This is a genomic window from Nocardia sp. GTS18 (assembly GCF_013839555.1).
Classification (GTDB): Bacteria; Actinomycetota; Actinomycetes; order Mycobacteriales; family Mycobacteriaceae; genus Nocardia; species Nocardia rosealba.
In genome coordinates this window covers 140,767-156,661 of sequence record NZ_JACBIU010000005.1, presented here as the reverse complement: position 1 = coordinate 156,661, position 15,895 = coordinate 140,767, and the positions used below count along the sequence as shown (strand labels likewise).

General features: G+C 69.1%; 13 protein-coding genes. 7 read left to right on the top strand and 6 right to left on the bottom strand.

Annotated elements, in window-relative coordinates:
- The first annotated feature begins 64 nt into the window (after positions 1-64).
- Complete coding sequence (locus HYG95_RS08270; protein ID WP_181697409.1) at positions 65-661, top strand: pyridoxamine 5'-phosphate oxidase family protein; 597 nt, start codon at positions 65-67, stop codon at positions 659-661.
- Here HYG95_RS08270 and HYG95_RS08265 read toward each other — a convergent pair.
- Positions 639-1,370: a glutamine amidotransferase gene (locus tag HYG95_RS08265; protein ID WP_181697408.1), complete on the bottom strand. Its 732-nt coding sequence runs from the start codon at positions 1,368-1,370 to the stop codon at positions 639-641. The two genes, HYG95_RS08270 and HYG95_RS08265, sit on opposite strands and share 23 nt — an antisense overlap.
- A 56-nt stretch (positions 1,371-1,426) precedes the next feature.
- Entirely contained in the window at positions 1,427-2,344 is a 918-nt protein-coding gene (locus tag HYG95_RS08260; protein WP_255495088.1) for an SMP-30/gluconolactonase/LRE family protein, read from the bottom strand.
- A 194-nt stretch (positions 2,345-2,538) separates the two neighbouring features.
- On the opposite strand from HYG95_RS08260, the gene HYG95_RS08255 reads away from it, so the two are divergent.
- Positions 2,539-3,285 carry a M50 family metallopeptidase gene (locus tag HYG95_RS08255; RefSeq protein WP_181697406.1) on the top strand — a complete coding sequence of 249 codons (747 nt, stop codon included), beginning with the start codon at positions 2,539-2,541 and terminating at the stop codon, positions 3,283-3,285.
- On the opposite strand, the gene HYG95_RS08250 is transcribed toward HYG95_RS08255, so the two are convergent.
- Entirely contained in the window at positions 3,276-3,758 is a 483-nt protein-coding gene (locus tag HYG95_RS08250) for a gluconokinase (protein ID WP_181697468.1), read from the bottom strand. The two genes, HYG95_RS08255 and HYG95_RS08250, sit on opposite strands and share 10 nt — an antisense overlap.
- Positions 3,759-3,856: 98 nt before the next feature.
- Here HYG95_RS08250 and HYG95_RS08245 point away from each other — a divergent pair, with 98 nt between their 5' ends.
- Positions 3,857-4,774 (top strand): LLM class F420-dependent oxidoreductase, encoded by a 918-nt coding sequence (locus HYG95_RS08245; RefSeq protein ID WP_181697405.1) that lies wholly within the window; start codon positions 3,857-3,859, stop codon positions 4,772-4,774.
- A gap of 7 nt (positions 4,775-4,781) precedes the next feature.
- Here the strand turns inward: HYG95_RS08245 and HYG95_RS08240 are convergent, their stop codons facing one another.
- On the bottom strand, positions 4,782-6,824 hold the full coding sequence (locus HYG95_RS08240; RefSeq protein ID WP_181697404.1) for a CocE/NonD family hydrolase: 2,043 nt from the start codon (positions 6,822-6,824) through the stop codon (positions 4,782-4,784).
- Between the two features lie 243 nt (positions 6,825-7,067).
- Here HYG95_RS08240 and HYG95_RS08235 point away from each other — a divergent pair, with 243 nt between their 5' ends.
- Complete coding sequence (locus tag HYG95_RS08235) at positions 7,068-7,865, top strand: VOC family protein (protein WP_181697403.1); 798 nt, start codon at positions 7,068-7,070, stop codon at positions 7,863-7,865.
- Positions 7,866-7,898: 33 nt separating this feature from the next.
- Here the strand turns inward: HYG95_RS08235 and HYG95_RS08230 are convergent, their stop codons facing one another.
- Positions 7,899-9,518, bottom strand: coding sequence for a helix-turn-helix domain-containing protein (locus HYG95_RS08230; protein WP_181697402.1), 1,620 nt, complete (start codon positions 9,516-9,518; stop codon positions 7,899-7,901).
- A 129-nt stretch (positions 9,519-9,647) separates the two neighbouring features.
- On the opposite strand from HYG95_RS08230, the gene pruA reads away from it, so the two are divergent.
- The 3 genes from pruA to HYG95_RS08215 all read left to right on the top strand — a co-directional run bounded on the left by pruA (position 9,648) and on the right by HYG95_RS08215 (position 13,795).
- Positions 9,648-11,291 (top strand): L-glutamate gamma-semialdehyde dehydrogenase, encoded by a 1,644-nt coding sequence (gene pruA / locus HYG95_RS08225; protein ID WP_181697401.1) that lies wholly within the window; start codon positions 9,648-9,650, stop codon positions 11,289-11,291.
- Positions 11,291-12,253, top strand: coding sequence for a proline dehydrogenase family protein (locus HYG95_RS08220; protein ID WP_181697400.1), 963 nt, complete (start codon positions 11,291-11,293; stop codon positions 12,251-12,253). Before pruA ends, HYG95_RS08220 begins: the two co-directional genes overlap by 1 nt.
- 114 nt (positions 12,254-12,367) lie before the next feature.
- Positions 12,368-13,795, top strand: a complete 1,428-nt coding sequence (locus tag HYG95_RS08215; RefSeq protein ID WP_181697399.1) for an amino acid permease — start codon at positions 12,368-12,370, stop codon at positions 13,793-13,795.
- A 25-nt stretch (positions 13,796-13,820) separates the two neighbouring features.
- Here the strand turns inward: HYG95_RS08215 and HYG95_RS08210 are convergent, their stop codons facing one another.
- Positions 13,821-15,887 (bottom strand): AMP-binding protein, encoded by a 2,067-nt coding sequence (locus tag HYG95_RS08210; protein WP_181697398.1) that lies wholly within the window; start codon positions 15,885-15,887, stop codon positions 13,821-13,823.
- Positions 15,888-15,895 lie beyond the last annotated feature (8 nt).

Genomic DNA, 15,895 nt, shown 5'->3' with positions numbered 1-15,895 from the left:
AACCTCGTGGTCGATACACTCGACCACGGGGAGCTCGCCGCCCGGCGGGACCGGAAAGTGCGTCATGGCCAAGGTGTTCGACCGGATCGACGACAAATTACGGGCATTCATCGCCGACCAGCCGATGTACTTCGTGGGGACCGCACCCTCCTCCGGCGGTCATATCAATGTGTCCCCCAAGGGATACCGCGACACCTTCGCCGTCATCGACGACCACACCGTCGCCTACCTCGATCTGTTCGGCAGCGGCTCGGAGACGATCGCGCACCTGCGCGACAACGGCCGCATCACCGTGATGTTCTGCTCGTTCTCCCGCGTCGCCCGCATTCTTCGCCTGCTCGGCACCGGGCGGGTCGTGCGGCCCGACTCCCCCGAATTCGACACGCTGCGTGCGCGATTCGGCACCGAGCATCCCGGTATCCGCGCGGTGATCGTGGTCTCGGTCGACCGCATCGCCGATTCGTGCGGCTGGTCGGTGCCGAGGATGGACCTGGTCGAGGAGCGTTCCGTTCTCGACGAGGCCCACACCCGCCGCACCGACGAGGATTTCGCGCGGCGGATCGCGGGCGACAACTCCGCCAGCATCGACGGCCTGCCCGCGCTTGAACCGGACCATCCCCTGCCCTCCGCCGTCCGGGCTACCCGCGAGAGCGCGAGATGAAGCGCCGCAACAGTTCCCGCGGCACCGGCACCGACTCACGGCGGCCGAGTTCGGCCAGCATGTCCGCCTCGCTCGGGTCGAAATAGCCCGCGTGCCGGTAGGCCTCGATCCGCACGGCCAGCCCGGTGCCGTCGAGTTCGGGATGGAATTGGGTGGCGTAGACATTGCGCCCCACCCGGATCATCTGCACGGGGCAACCATCGGAACCGGCGAGCAGCACCGCGCCCGGCGGCACGTCCTGGCAGGCCTCTTTGTGACCGACGAAGGCGCGGAACGTACGCGGGATGCCGGTGAGCAAGGGGTCCTCGGCGCCGTCGACCAACACGACCGTACTCGCGCCGACAGCTTCGCCGTAGCGGTCGGGGCCGACCTCACCGCCGAGCACGTCGGCCAGGATGCCCAGGCCGTAGCAGGCGCCGAAGTACGGGAAATCCCGGTCGACGATCTCGGTGAGCAGCGCGCGCAGCGGCGGTTCGAACCGCCGCTGGTAGTCGTACTTGTCCTGCTCCGGTGCGCTCACATTGCTCGGGCCGCCGCCGACGATCACGGCGCAGAAGTCGTCCAGGTCGAGCTCGGGAAGCCCCCTATCCATTTCTATGCGCACCACCTCGTCGTCGGTGAGTTCGGCCGCGCGTAGCAGCGCGGCGTACTCGTCGTCGGACGCGGCACGTTCGGGACGAAGCTGAAGCAACAGGCAGGGCTTGGACATCGTCGAGCCATCCCTCCGCAGTCTCATCGGGTCGGCTACCGACGATACTGCGCACGTCACGGCACCGCGCTCACCCCGACGGCCGATTCGGAAAGACTGCCAAGATACAGGGTGCCCTGGTGCTCGACCACCGAGGTGACCATCGCGAAATCGTCGCCCGCCCGTTGCAGGTCGTGCACCACCGTGCCGTCCAGGTCGAGCGCGATCACCCACGCGGAGCGGGCGGGCGCCGGGCGGAGCCACTCGGGCAGCGCCCAGGTCAGGCGCCGGAAGATGCCCGGCAGGGCCAGCATCCGGTCCAGCAGCGGGTTGCGTGGTGCCACCATCCCGACCCAGACCAGACCGTCGCTGCCGAGGAGCATGTTGTCCGGCGAACCGGGCAGGTTCTCGATGAGACGATCGACGGTACCGGCGCGTGGGCCCGACAGCCAGTACCGGGTGATCCGGTAGGCGCCGGTCTCGGCGACCAGCACACTGGACCGGTCCGGCGCCAGCACCACCCCGTTGCCGAACTGCAGTCCGTCGATCAGCACCTCCACCCGTCCCGCCGGGTCGCGGCGGACCAGCCTGCCGCTGCCGGAATGCTCGAGGATGTCACCCATCCATTGCTCGAACGGCCAGCGTCGCGACGAGATCGAGAAGTAGACGGTGCCGTCGTCGTCGCGCACCACATTGCTGGGGAAGATGATGCGTTCCCCGTCCACTTCGGTGATCACCGGTTCGAGGTCGGCACCGGCCTCGGTCAGTCGGAGTACGCCGTGGCCCGCGACGCAGATCAGCAGCGAACCGTCGGCGTCCGCGTGCATTCCCAGCGGCCTGCCCGCCGCTTGCGCGATCTTCTCGACGGTGCCGTCGGCCGGATCGACGCGCCAGATGGCACCGTCCTCGGTGCCAGTGACCACGTGTCCGTCGGTCGTCAGCACGACATCTTCCGGTCCCTGACCAGGGAGCGGTATCAGCCGAACCGCAGGCAGCGCGGGGGTGCTCTGTGTCTGTGCTGCCCGGGCGGTCGCGCGGGGCGGGGTCCATCGGTGCGGTCGCATCTGCATGCCCTTTGCTACCACGCGCGGACGCGGTTGTTGCCTGGAAAGCATTGCGCGAACACGGTATCCGCGCATCATGTGGTGACCGGGGCGTGGGCGTGGCGAATCGCGGCTACAGTGCGGCGGTGGACACCGGATCGGTCAGCTCTTCGTTCGAACGTTTACTCGCACCGCAACCCGCGCCGCCGTGGTGGCTGGTGCTCGTCACCGCGGCGCTGGCGCTGATCCTCGTCGGATATCGGCCGCTGTGGCGGATCACCCGGGCCGCCGTCACGGTGGCGCACGAGGGTGGGCACGCGCTGTTCGCGCTGCTCACCGGGCGCAGGTTGCATGCCATCACGCTGCACACCGACACCTCGGGTCTCACGGTGTCCAGTGGCAAACCCACCGGTCCCGGCATGATCCTCACCGCGATGGCCGGATATCCGGCGCCCGCGCTGCTCGGCGCGGGCTACGCGGCGCTGCTGGGTTCCGGCCGGGTGTCGGTGATGCTGTGGGCCACCCTCGCGATGCTGGTTGCGGTGCTGGTGAAGGTGCGCAATGTGTACGGTCTGGTGACCGTGCTCGTGCTCGGCGCGCTGGTGTTCGGGGTGTCCTGGTACGGCAGCGATCTGCTCCAGGCCGGGTTCGCGTACCTGGCCGCGTGGTTCCTGCTGGCCGCCGCCGTCCGTCCGGTGCTCGAGCTGCAGCGCGGCAGGCGCAGACAACCCGGGCGCACCGATTCCGATGCCGATCAGCTGGCCCGTCTCACGCACCTGCCCGCGCTGCTGTGGGTCGCGTTCTTCGCGCTGGTGTGCCTGGCGGCGGCCGTGATCGGCGGGTGGTTGATGCTCGCGCCCGTCGAGCAACTGCATCCGCTGTTTCAGCGGTGATCGGCTCTCCACTTCTCGACCGCCTCGGTGACGAGCACCCCGGGCGGCTGTAGCGCGTTGAGGGCGACACCGGCTTCGTCCTGGTCGAGCGGTTCGAGCGTGGCCAATTGCGAGTCGAGCAGGATGGTCGGCATGAAATGACCGAGGCGGCCGGTCATCCGGCGCATCAGCTCCACCCGGGTGGCGGCCAGATGCACGAAGTACGTGTCGGGCGCCTTGGCCCGCAGCCGGTCGCGGTACACCCGGCGCAGCGCCGAGCAGCTGGCCACCCCGCCCGTCTCGCTGTGCTCGTGCAGCCAGGTGGCGACCGTGTCGAGCCACGGCCACCGGTCCTCGTCGGTGAGCGGGATCCCGGCCGCCATCTTCTCGATATTGGCCAGCGGGTGGAAGTCGTCGCCCTCGGCGTAGGGCACGTCGAGGCGGTCGGCGAGCAGGGCCCCGACTGTCGTCTTTCCGCACCCGGAGACGCCCATGACGACAATGACAGGTTCTCCCACCGCATCCTCCTCCGCCGAGCCGTTGCCCCCTACAGCCTCACACACCCACGCGCGTCTCGGGCACGATGGTGATCATGGACCTCCGCATCTTCACCGAACCGCAGCAGGGCGCCGACTACGACACGCTGCTCGCCGTGGCGCGCGCCGCCGAGGATCTCGACTTCGACGCCTTCTTCCGCTCCGACCACTATCTGGCCATGGGCGATGCCGACGGCCTGCCCGGCCCCACCGACGCCTGGATCACCCTGGCGGGCCTGGCCCGCGACACCTCCCGCATCCGCCTGGGCACCCTGGTCACCGCAGCGACGTTCCGGCTGCCCGGGCCGCTCGCCATCCAGGTAGCCCAGGTCGACCAGATGTCGGGTGGCCGCGTGGAGCTCGGGCTCGGCAGCGGCTGGTTCGCCGCCGAACACGCCGCCTACGGAATTCCCTTCCCCGACAACAGGTTCGGCCTGCTCGAAGAACAGCTCGCGATCGTCACGGGTCTGTGGTCGACCAAGCTCGGCGATACCTTCTCCTTCGACGGCGAGCACTACCAGCTCACCGACTCCCCCGCACTGCCCAAACCGGTGCAGGATCCCGTGCCGGTGGTGATCGGCGGCAACGGCAAGGTCCGCACCCCACGCCTGGCCGCCCGCTACGCCACCGAATTCAATATGCCCTTCGCCTCGGTGGCCGACAGCGCCGCCCAGTTCGACCGGGTCCGCGACGCCGTGCGCGCGGCCGGGCGCACCGACGAGCTCGTCTACTCCAACGCGCTCGTGGCCTGCGTCGGGCGCACCGACGCCGAGGTGGCCCGACGGGCCGCGGCGATCGGACGTGAGGTCGACGAGCTGAAGACCAACGGGCTGGCCGGCTCGCCCGCCGAGGTGGTGGACAAGATCGCCCGCTACCGCGAGATCGGTGCGAGCCGGATCTACCTGCAGATCCTCGACCTGGCCGATCTCGACCACCTCGAACTCATCGCCGCCGAGGTGAAATCGCAGCTCTGAGTCCGCCTCACGGGATCGGCTTGTCGGTGGGCAGGTTGACGAAGCTCGGTGCGGCCGGGTCGAGGCGAACCTGCTGCGGTTCCAGCCCGGAGGCGTCGAGCATCGGGCGGAACGGCAGCGCCTTGGGCGCGTTACCCGCGTACACGTCGATCCGCACGCGGTGCCCCGGCGCGAGCACGGCCTGGGTCGGGATGACGGCGATGTCGATCTCGGTCGGCGCACCGGGGACCACGGGCAGCAACCGGTCGAGGGTGAGCGGGTTGAACGGTGCGGTGAGATCCCCGTTCACCGACCGCGCGCTGCGCCGTTCGTCGATGGCGCGCATGGAGGCGGTGAGCTGACCGGTGGTCAGCACGGTCGAGGTGCCGTCGGGAGCGACATCGTTGACGGTGACGTTCCAGAATCCGTCGCTGCCGGTGTGCACCGTGTTGAGCCGCACATTGATCGGACCCGAGATCACCGTCTCCTCGGCGACCGGAGCGCTGGTGAAGGTGAGCGCGTTGCGCTCGGCGATGCGCGAGTCCTTGGCGCAGGCGTCGAGCGCGGCGGTCATCCCGGCCGAACCCTGCGCCGCGTCCCGCGAGCAGACCGTGCTCAAACCCGGTGCCACCGTCAGGTTTTCGACCGCGCCGGGGCCCGTGGGACGCAGTGAACCGTCGTGCAGGCTGTCCTCGGTTGACCCGCTCGGATCGGCCGACAGGTACACCCGCCGATGCGTGACACCCGGCTGCGGCCACTCGCGCAGCGTGACCCAGCCGCCACCCTGCTGCTTCACCGTCACCGGGCCGAACGCCTCGACACCGCTGTCGATGTCCTTGAGCCACTTGTCGAACCAGGCGCGCTGCAGCACGTCCAGCCGCGGCGGCGCCCCCGGAACACCGGTTCCCGCACCGGGATTGGCGTGATAGGTGTCGCCCACGACCAGTTGCTTGCGGCCCGGTGGCAGCGGGAGCTGTTCGTAGAGTTTGGTCGCGCTGTTGGCGAAGATGTCGTGCCAGCCGCCGTAGACGAACGTCGGCACGTTCACCTTCTCCGGGTGACCCATGATCGCCTCGCGGAACGCGGAGGTCTCGTCGAGCGCACCGTCGAGAGCGGGCGGCATGTCCTCGAGCGAGGGGGTGAGCAGAGCCTGGGCGAGCAGGTCGAAATTGGTCGTCGGGTCGGCGATGCGATCGTTGAACCAGGTCCAGTCGAAGGTGCCCTGGATCATCGACGCCACATCGGGCACGAGTTTGAGCTGGTTGACCGAATTGAGCCACAGCGGAAGGAACGTCGTGCCGACGCCGCCGCCGGGGGCGACCACGTCGCGCATCAGATCGCTGCCGGGTTCCACCGGGAAGATGGCCTGCAGCGCGGCGGGCGCGTCTTCGGCGGCCCGCAGCTGGTTGATGCCCGAATACGAGCCGCCGCTCATGCCGATGCGGCCGTTGGACCACGGCTGGGCGGCCGCCCACTCGATCACCTCACGGGTGTCGAGCTGTTCGCGGGCGCCGAGGGTATCCCACTTGCCCTGCGACTGACCGGTTCCGCGCACATCGGCGACCACGACGGTGTAACCGCTGCCGATGAGTTTGCGGTCGACGCCGAGCATGGTCTGGATCATGCCGCCGTCCAGTGCCTGCATCAGATCGCCGAAACCGCTGATGGGTGTGCTCGACAGGTTCAGGCGGCGCACGATGTCGACGGCGGTCGACTGCAGACCGGGCGTGGCGGCGGCCGCCTCGATCAGGCCGGTCATGAGCTTGGAGTAGGGCGTGAGGCTCACGATCGTCGGCAGCGGCTTCTGCTCGATCACCCCTGCCGCGTCGGCGGGGCGGTACACGTCGGCCTTGAGGACGACGCCGTCGCTCATGGTGATGTGCACGCCGCGCTCCACGCGCACTTCCGGATAGGTGCCCGGCGCGTCGTGCTGGGCGGTCCAGCGCACGCCGGGCAGGTCGCCGCCCGGCTTGCCCGACACCTGGCCCGCACCGCAGGCGAGCACCGCTGTGATCGCGAGAATCGCCGTCAGCACACGGACGAGCCCACGTTCGGAACCTCTCAACGTCATCGAGTCGCTCCCGACCGGTTCGTTCATCGTTGACCTAGCCACCGCAGATCGGCGCCGAAACTGTAACAGTGGTAACGACTTGCGGCGGGCAGCGCCGGACCGCTCGGAGGGTCGCAGTGAACACGTATCGTTCCAGTTCAGGGCGTTATCCTCCGCGACGGACGTGTCGGTGGGCAGTGGTTGACTTGGCGCGTGCCGACCGACCCGGCCGGTGTCATTCATCGACGAGGAGGACGTTCGACAATGCCGACACGTGACGAACCATGGCCCCAGGGCACGCCGTGCTGGGTCGACTGTCAGGTCGACGACCCCGCCGCCGCCCGCACGTTCTACAGCGCGCTCTTCGGTTGGGACATCCAGGACGCGGGCGGGGGTGGGTATCTCATGGCGATGCTCGACGGTAGGCCCGCGGCGGGCATCGGACCCAAACCCGACGCCATGCGGCAGATGCCGTCGGTATGGACCACCTACTTCGCGGCCGAACGGGCCGACGAGATCGCCGAGCGCGTCACGAAGGCCGGCGGCCAGGTGTTCGTGCCGCCGTTCGACGTCCTCGACGTGGGCCGGATGTTCGTCGCCGCCGACCCGACCGGCGGTGCCTTCGGTATCTGGGAAGCCAAGCGCCACATCGGTGCCGGGGTGTTCAACCAGCACGGCACGTACTGCTGGAACGAGCTGCACACCCCCGGCTACGACCAGGCACACGAGTTCTACAACAGCGTGTTCGGCTGGAACTACACCGAGATCGGTGACGGCGTGAACTTCACGTACTCCACCTTCTCGCTGCCCGGCGACAAGCACGAGGTCGGCGGGATGATGGACGCCTCGTCGTTCGGCAATCCGCCGTACTGGCTCACCTGGATCCAGGTCGACGACGCCGACGGCGCACTGACCAAGGCGACCGAACTGGGCGCGAAGGTGATCATGGGGCCCGACGACAGCCCGTTCGGGCGCATGGGCATCCTGCAGGCACCTCAGGGCGAGGTGCTCGGTGTGATCGACCCGGCGAAAGCCGTCGGGGAGGTTCCGACGGGAGCGTGACGACGCGGTTCGGCGTGGCGCGGGGGCGGTTCGTCACGCGCGCGGTGGGCAGGCGGCGAGCTGGATTTCCAGAAGCAGGCGGTCGTCGGGGTCGTCGAGGTCGATGCCGAGGATGGATTCCACGCGGCGCAGGCGGTAGCGCAAGGTGTTCGGGTGGACGCGCAGGGCGGCGGCCGCGGTGCTCACCTCGCCGTGGGCGCGCAGGTAGGCGCGGGTGGAGGCGCGCAGGTCGGCGCCGTGGTCGCGGTCGTAGGCGTCGAGGGCGGCCAGTCGCGGGTCGTGCAGGTGGGGGTGGTCGCGGATCAGCTCGACGATCTCGGTGAGCAGCACCGCCGTTCTCGCCTCGGCCAGGGTGGTCACGCGGCTGCCCTCGGCGGTGGCGGCGGGGCTGTCCAGCACGCGGTCGACCTCACCGCGGGCTCCGGCGACGGCCGTCAGCCCGGCCACGGGCGCGGCCACCGCCGCCCGGACCACCAGCCCACGCGCCTGCTCGAGCTGTGCCACCAGCTCACGCACCCACGACCCGACGCCGTGCTCGGAGTGATAGGAGGGCAGCAGCACATACACCCGCTCACCGATCGCCTCGGTGACCGAATCGCCACGAAAAGCACTGGCGTGCAACCGGATCAGGCCGCTGGACGCGGCGAGTTCGGCGGCCGGACCGAGCACGGCGAAACCGATCACCGCGGCGGGACCCGCTTCGGGCAGACGCAGGGCGGCCGCCACCGACGGCACGTCGACTCCTTCGCCGTGCGCGCCGAACAGCCTGCGCACCAGCACAGCCTCGGTCGACGGTGCGTCCAGTGCCCGCGCGATGATGCGCGCCGCAACCGCCGACGCACCGCTCAGTACCTGGGCGGCGTCCGGGCGCAGTGGCCGGTCGCCCTGCTGCAACCAGATCGTGCCGAGCATCCGGTCCTCGGCGCCGACGGTGGCCCGCCGGATACCGACCACCAGCCGACGGCGGATCCCGAGCTCGGGGTGGTCGGGGACGTCGACCACCTCGTCGGTGCGGCGTACCCGGTCGAACACGCCCCACTCGCGCAGGATCCGCAGGTAGTCGGCCGGGCCCTCGCGGCCGAGGATCGAGCGGATGCGTAACTGGTCGGCGGCGGCGTCGGAGGCCGAGTAGGCGAGCACGTGTGAGTGCGGGTCCTCGATGCTCACCATGCCGCCCGTTTCGGCCGCCACCACCTGGGCCAGCCCGAACAGGTCGGTGTCGGGGGCGAGCAGGTCGGGTTCCCCGGCCTCGGTCCGGCCGCCTGGTGCTCGGGTGAGCATGCGGCGGACCAGCCCGAACACCTGGTCCCAGCGGGCATGCCGGTGCACCTGCACCAGCGCGATCCCGGCCGCATGGGCGGCCTCACGCACTGCCGGTGAGTCGTCGGCGCGCTTGGTCATCAACAGTCGCGGCCGCTGCGCGAGCGGGCGGGCGCCGACACCGCGCAGCCACCGTACGGTCTGTTCGGGATCGACGCCGACCAGCAGATACACCTGCGCCAGTACACCGTCGGCCTCGAGGTGTTCGGCCAGGTCGGCGGGCTCGGCGAGGGCGACCGTGCGCACGACCACCTGCTCCCCCGCCGGTGCGTCGACCAGCGTGGCCACGGTGTGGTCGAGCGCGCCGAGCAGCTCGGCCAGTGTCGTCTCCATACGCGCTCCATTGTCCGATCGGACTAATGATTGGACAGAACTTCGTCCGATCAGCCGATTATGGCCGATGCCGATGGGTGTTGACTACGTCACATCCCGCTACCGCCGTACGACGCAGGAGAGGCACTCATGGACGCCATCGCGACCACCCCGCCACCGGTGAACGAGCCCGTCGGCACCTTCGAGCCGGGCACACCCGAACGCACCCGGCTGCAGACCGCACTCACCGAACTGGCCGCCGCCCCGACCGAGATCTGCCACGTGATCGGCGGTCGGCACCTACCCGGCGACGGACCGGTGTTCGAAGTCGTTCAACCGCACCGCCACAGCGCCGTCCTCGGCACCCTGCACGACGCGACCGCCGCCGAGGCCGCCGCTGCCGTCGAAGCCGCCGCCGAGGCCGCACCCGCCTGGCGGGCGATGTCGTTCGACGACCGCGCCTCGGTATTCCTTCGCGCGGCCGATCTGCTCGCCGGTCCGTGGCGCGAAAAGATCTGTGCGGCAACGATGCTCGGTCAGTCCAAGTCGCCGTATCAGGCCGAGATCGACGCACCGTGCGAACTGGTCGACTTCTGGCGGTTCAATGTGTCGTTCGCGCGCAAGATCATCGCCGAACAGCCGCTGTCCTCGCGCGGGGTGTGGAACCGCATGCAATACCGCTCGCTGGAGGGCTTCGTCTACGCGGTGACCCCGTTCAACTTCACCGCCATCGCAGGCAATCTGCCGACCGCGCCCGCGCTGATGGGCAACACGGTGGTGTGGAAGCCCGCGCGTTCGCAGGCGGTGGCCGCGTATCTGACGATGTGCCTGCTCGAGGAGGCAGGTCTGCCGCCCGGTGTCATCAATCTCGTGCACGGTGCCGGACCCGAGGTCTCGGAGGTGGTGCTGCCCGATCGGCGCCTGGCCGGTGTGCACTTCACCGGGTCGACCGCCACCTTCCAGCATCTGTGGCGGGAAGTGGCGACGAACCTGGACCGCTATCGCACCTATCCCCGGCTGGTCGGCGAGACCGGTGGCAAGGATTTCGTGCTCGCGCATCCGTCGGCGGATCCGGCCGTGCTCACCACCGCGCTGCTGCGTGGCGCGTTCGACTACCAGGGCCAGAAGTGCTCGGCCGCCTCGCGCGCGTATGTGCCGCGTTCGGTGTGGTCGGCGATGTCGGAGGACCTGATCGAGAAGACGGCGTCGCTGCGCTACGGCGATGTCACCGACTTCACGAATTTCGGTGGAGCGCTGATCGATCGGCGCGCCTTCGACCGCAATACCGCCGCGCTCGAGCGGGCCAAGGCCACCCAGGGGATCACCGTGGTCGCGGGCGGGCACAGCGACGACAGCGTCGGCTGGTTCGTGGAACCGACGGTGGTGGTCGGCGACGACCCGGGCGACGAGATCTTCCACACCGAGTACTTCGGTCCGATTCTCGCCGTACACGTCTACGACGACTCCACACCGTTGGGTTTCGAGGAGGCCATGAGCCTGGTCGACGCGGGCGCCTACGGTCTCACCGGCTCGATCATCGCCCAGGACCGCGCCGCCATCGCCGCCGCCACCGAGCGGCTCACCTTCTCGGCGGGCAACTTCTACATCAACGACAAGCCCTCGGGCGCGGTCGTCGGCCAGCAGCCCTTCGGCGGCGGACGGGCTTCGGGCACCAACGACAAGGCGGGCTCGGCCCAGAACCTGCTGCGCTGGACCTCCGCACGCACGATCAAGGAGACCTTCACCCCGCCCACCGAGCACGGTTACCCCCACCAGGAATCGGAGGCGAACTGATGTCGGCACTGATGCGCTCGGCGCTGCTCGGTGCGGCGCGCTCGGCACGGCTGGAACGCGCCGTCACCCGGTTGCCGGTGAGCCGTGATGTGGTGTCGCGGTTCGTGGCGGGAACCACGACCGAACAGGTGGTCGCCGCCGCCGAAACCCTGCTCCGCTCAGGACGTTTCGTCAGCATCGACTACCTGGGTGAGGACACCACCGATCTGGCGCGCGCCGAGGCGACGGTCGAGCAGTACCGCACCCTCATCGCCGCCCTCGGACGTCTCCCCCAGGCCGAGACCACACCGGGAGCCGTTCGGCCACTGGAGGTCTCGGTCAAACTGTCGGCGCTCGGCCAGGCCCTGCCCCGCGACGGCCACGCCGTCGCCCGCGAGCACGCGCACCAGATCTGCGCCGCCGCCGAGGCGGCCGGACTGTGGGTCACCGTCGACGCCGAAGACCACACGACCACCGATTCGACTCTCGCGATCGTCACCGAGCTCCGCGCGGACTTCCCGTGGCTCGGCACCGTTCTGCAGGCCTACCTGCGCCGCACCGAGGAGGACTGCCGCGCTCTGGCGGGCCCGCAGTCACGGATCCGGCTGTGCAAGGGCGCCTACGACGAACCGGAATCGGTGGCGTTCCGCGACCGCGCCGAGGTCGACGCCTCCTATCTGCGTTGCCTCGGCGTACTCGCCGCCGGGCAGGGCTATCCGATGATCGCCTCCCACGACCCCACGATCATCGCCGCCGCCGGAGCGGCCGTCGCGGCGGCCCGGCGCAAGTGCGAGGAGTACGAGTACCAGATGCTGTACGGCATCCGCGACGACGAACAGCAGCGACTCTCCGCCGAGGGCAACCACGTTCGCGTATACATCCCCTACGGCGACCAGTGGTACGGCTACTTCATGCGCAGGCTGGCCGAACGACCCGCCAATCTCGCCTTCTTCCTGCGCGCACTGGCGGGCGGACGCGGGTAACGAGCCGCTCTCCATTCGGGCACTACCACTGAACAATATTCATTCTCGGGGTCGGGGACGGCCACGCGGCGGTGTACTGATCACGCGGCCAGGCCGCCGACGGAAGGAACAGCGATGTCTTTCGCAGAGTTGCGCGCTCAGATGCTGCGCCGTAAACCACTCGTCGAGGTAGAAGACGAGATTCCCGGCGACGAACGCCTCGCCAAATCACTCGGCCTGTGGCAGCTCACCGCCATCGGTGTCGGCGGCATCATCGGCGCGGGTATCTTCACCCTGGCCGGATCGGTCGCGCACTCGGTGACCGGGCCCGCGGTACTGATCTCGTTCCTGATCGCCGGTGTCGCCAGCGCGGCCGCCGCGCTGTGCTACGCCGAATTCGCCGGCATGGTGCCCAAAGCCGGTTCGGCCTACACCTACGGATATGTCTCCCTCGGGGAGCTGGCGGGCTGGTTCATCGGCTGGGACCTGCTGCTCGAGTACATCGCGGTCGCGGCGGTGGTGGCGATCGGGGTGTCGGGCTACTTCGGGTTCCTGCTCGAGCAGGTGGGCCTGACGCTGCCCGAATGGATGCTCGGGGCGCCCGATACCGGTGACGGCCGGGTCGTCGACCTGTTCGCGGTATTGTTCTGCCTGGGGACGGCGTGGATCCTCTCGCGCGGTATCGGCAGCGTCGGCCGGTTCGAGACCGTCGCTGTCGGCATCAAGGTCGCCCTGGTCGTGCTCATCGTCGCGCTCGGTGTGTTCCACATCGACAGTGCCAACTACGACCCGTACTTCCCCTACGGCACCGGCGCGGTGTGGACCGGCGCGGCGACGGTGTTCTTCGCCGTGTTCGGCTACGACGCCATGAGTACCGCGGCCGAGGAATCCGTCGACGGACGCAAGCACCTGCCCAAGGCGATCATCTACTCTCTCGCCATCGCGATGGTGCTCTACGTGCTGTGCACGCTGGTGCTCACCGGCATGCAGAAGTACACCGAGATCAGCCCGACCAGCGGGTTCTCCACGGCCTTCGAATCGGTCGGGATGCCGGGGGTCGCCAATATCATCGCCGTCGGCGCGATCGTCGGCATCATCACCGTGGTGCTCACCTTCATGCTCGGTGTCACCCGCGTGTGGTTCGCGATGAGCCGCGACGGGCTGCTGCCCATCTGGTTCGCCAAGACCCATCCCACCCGCAAGGTGCCGACCCGGGTCACCTGGATCGTCGGCATCGGCGCGGCGATCCTGGCCGGTGTGCTGCCGATCAACACCGTCGCCGAACTCACCAATATCGGCATCCTGATGGCGTTCATCGTGGTGTGTGTGGCCGTGATCGTGTTGCGCCGCACCAGGCCCGACGCGCCGCGCTCGTTCCGGCTGCCGTTGATGCCGGTGATCCCGCTGATCGGGATCGGCTTCTCGGCGTACCTGATCTGGTCGCTGCCGTGGGAGACCTGGGTGCGCTTCGCGGGCTGGTTGCTCGTCGGGCTCGTGGTGTATTTCGCCTACTCGCGCAAACATTCGCTGCTGAACCGGCCCGCACCGGAAAAGATCACCTAGACCCACCTGGGCAGGCGCCGCGCGATCACTCGCTCAGCGCCTGCTCCGGCCGGACGAGCATCCACTTGAGGATCTTGCCGGTCTCCCCACGCGGCAGCGCGTTGATGAAGGTGACATCGCGCGGCACCGAGAACCGGCTCAGACGGTGGCGGATATAGGTGCGGATCATGTCCGGATCCAGGCCCGCCCCTTCCCGTTTCACCACGAACGCGGCCAGGCGCTGCCCGAACTCGCGATCGGGGACGCCGACCACAGCCACCTCGGTGATCTGCGGCAGGTGGGCCAGCGCCTCCTCCACCGGTCGCGGGAAAACGTTCTCGCCGCCGGAGATGATCATCTCGTCGTCGCGGCCCGCCACGAACAGCCTGCCCGAGGCGTCGAGATACCCCAGGTCGCCGGTGTCGAGCATGCCGTCGGCCTCCTCCGGCGGTGCGGCGTTGACGTACCCGTCGAAGAGCATGTGGTTGGCGACGAAGATGTGCCCGACCGTGCCGACCGGCACCGGGCGCAGATCGGGGCCGAGCACCCCCACCCGGGTACCCAGCGGCGGGCGGCCCGCCGTGGTCGGCGAGACCCGCAGGTCGGCGGGGGTGGCGACACTGGCCCAGGACACCTCGGTGGAGCCGTACACGTTGTACAGCACGTCGCCGTAGGTGTCGAGGAACCGCAGCACCGTGGCACCGGCCAGCGGCGCGCCGCAGCTGATCACGTACCGCAGACTCGACAGGTCGAAGCTCGCGCGGACGTCGTCGGGGACGTCGAGGAGGCGTTCGACCATGGTCGGCACCACGATCAGGGTGGTGATGCGGTGTTCGCTGATCGAGCGGAGGCACTCGACGGCGTCGAAGCCGTCGCTGAGCACGACGGTGGCGCGCAGTGCGGTGCTGAGCTGCAGCCCGGCCAGCCCCCAGGTGTGGAACAGCGGTGCGGGTACCAGCACCACTTCCTCCACGCGCAGCGGGATCCGCGACAGCAGGGCGGCGATGGTGCCGAAGCCCTTGGCGTGCGGGCGGCGGGCGCCCTTGGGTGAGCCGCTGGTTCCCGAGGTGAGCACGATCAGCCTGCCGGGATGGGCGGGCACGGGAAAGTCCTCGACCCCCGCGGCGATCAGGCCCTCGATGGTCGCGCGTTGCGGATCGGGCGGATCGGCGTCGGTGGTGAAACGCGGTATCTCGCTGTGCAGGTAGCGGATCAGCGTTTCGAGTTCCCCGTCGACGAACACCGCGCTGAGGCGATGACGCTGCACGATCTCCTCGATGCGCCGCCCGGAAAGTCCCGCGTTGAGCAGCGCGACGTCGACGCCGAGTTTGCCCGCGGCGACCATGGTCTCGACCATGCCCGCGTGATTGCGGGCCAGCAACCCGATCGCGTCACCGGCGCGCATGCCGAGTTCGTACATGGCACCGGCCAGGGCGTCGGATCGCGTGTCGATCTCGCGGTAGGTCCGGGTGCCGAACCGATCGAGCACCGCGACCCGGTCCGGAGAGTGCGCGGCCCCTGCGGCGTAACCGCCCGCCAGGTTGAAGCCCCACTTCGACAGGGAGCGAAGCTGTTTGAGGATCGACACCGGTTCCGGACGCATCAGACCGGTCGCCGCGATGGAACGCGCCACCCCCGCATTGCGGCGCAGCGGCGAGCGTTCGGCGTTGACCACCACCGACGACCTGGTCCCCGCGATCACGTCGGCGGTGCGGCGCAGACCCGCCTTCACCCAGTCGGTGACCACCGAGTTGCTGCGCTGCTCGAGCATCGGATGCACCCGGGCGGCGGCGAACAGCGTGATGTCGAGCCGGGTGCGCTGCTGGTCGCCACGCAGCCGCACCGAGGCGAAGCTGCCGAGCGCGGGGCTGCGCAGTTCGAAGCTCTCGTACCAGCGGCCGATGCCGAGGACGAACTCGTGGGTGTGGATGCCGGTGTCCACCGAGCCGACCCGGACCTGCCACACCACCGCACCGTCGGGGTGATCGATGCGCTCGCAGGCGCCGATTCCGGTGAACATGCGTGGATAACTCTGCGGATCGAGCAGGACATCCCAGAGGGCTTGCCTGGCGATGGTGAAATCCGCGCTGACATCGATGACGTCGGTGACCAAACTCCGTG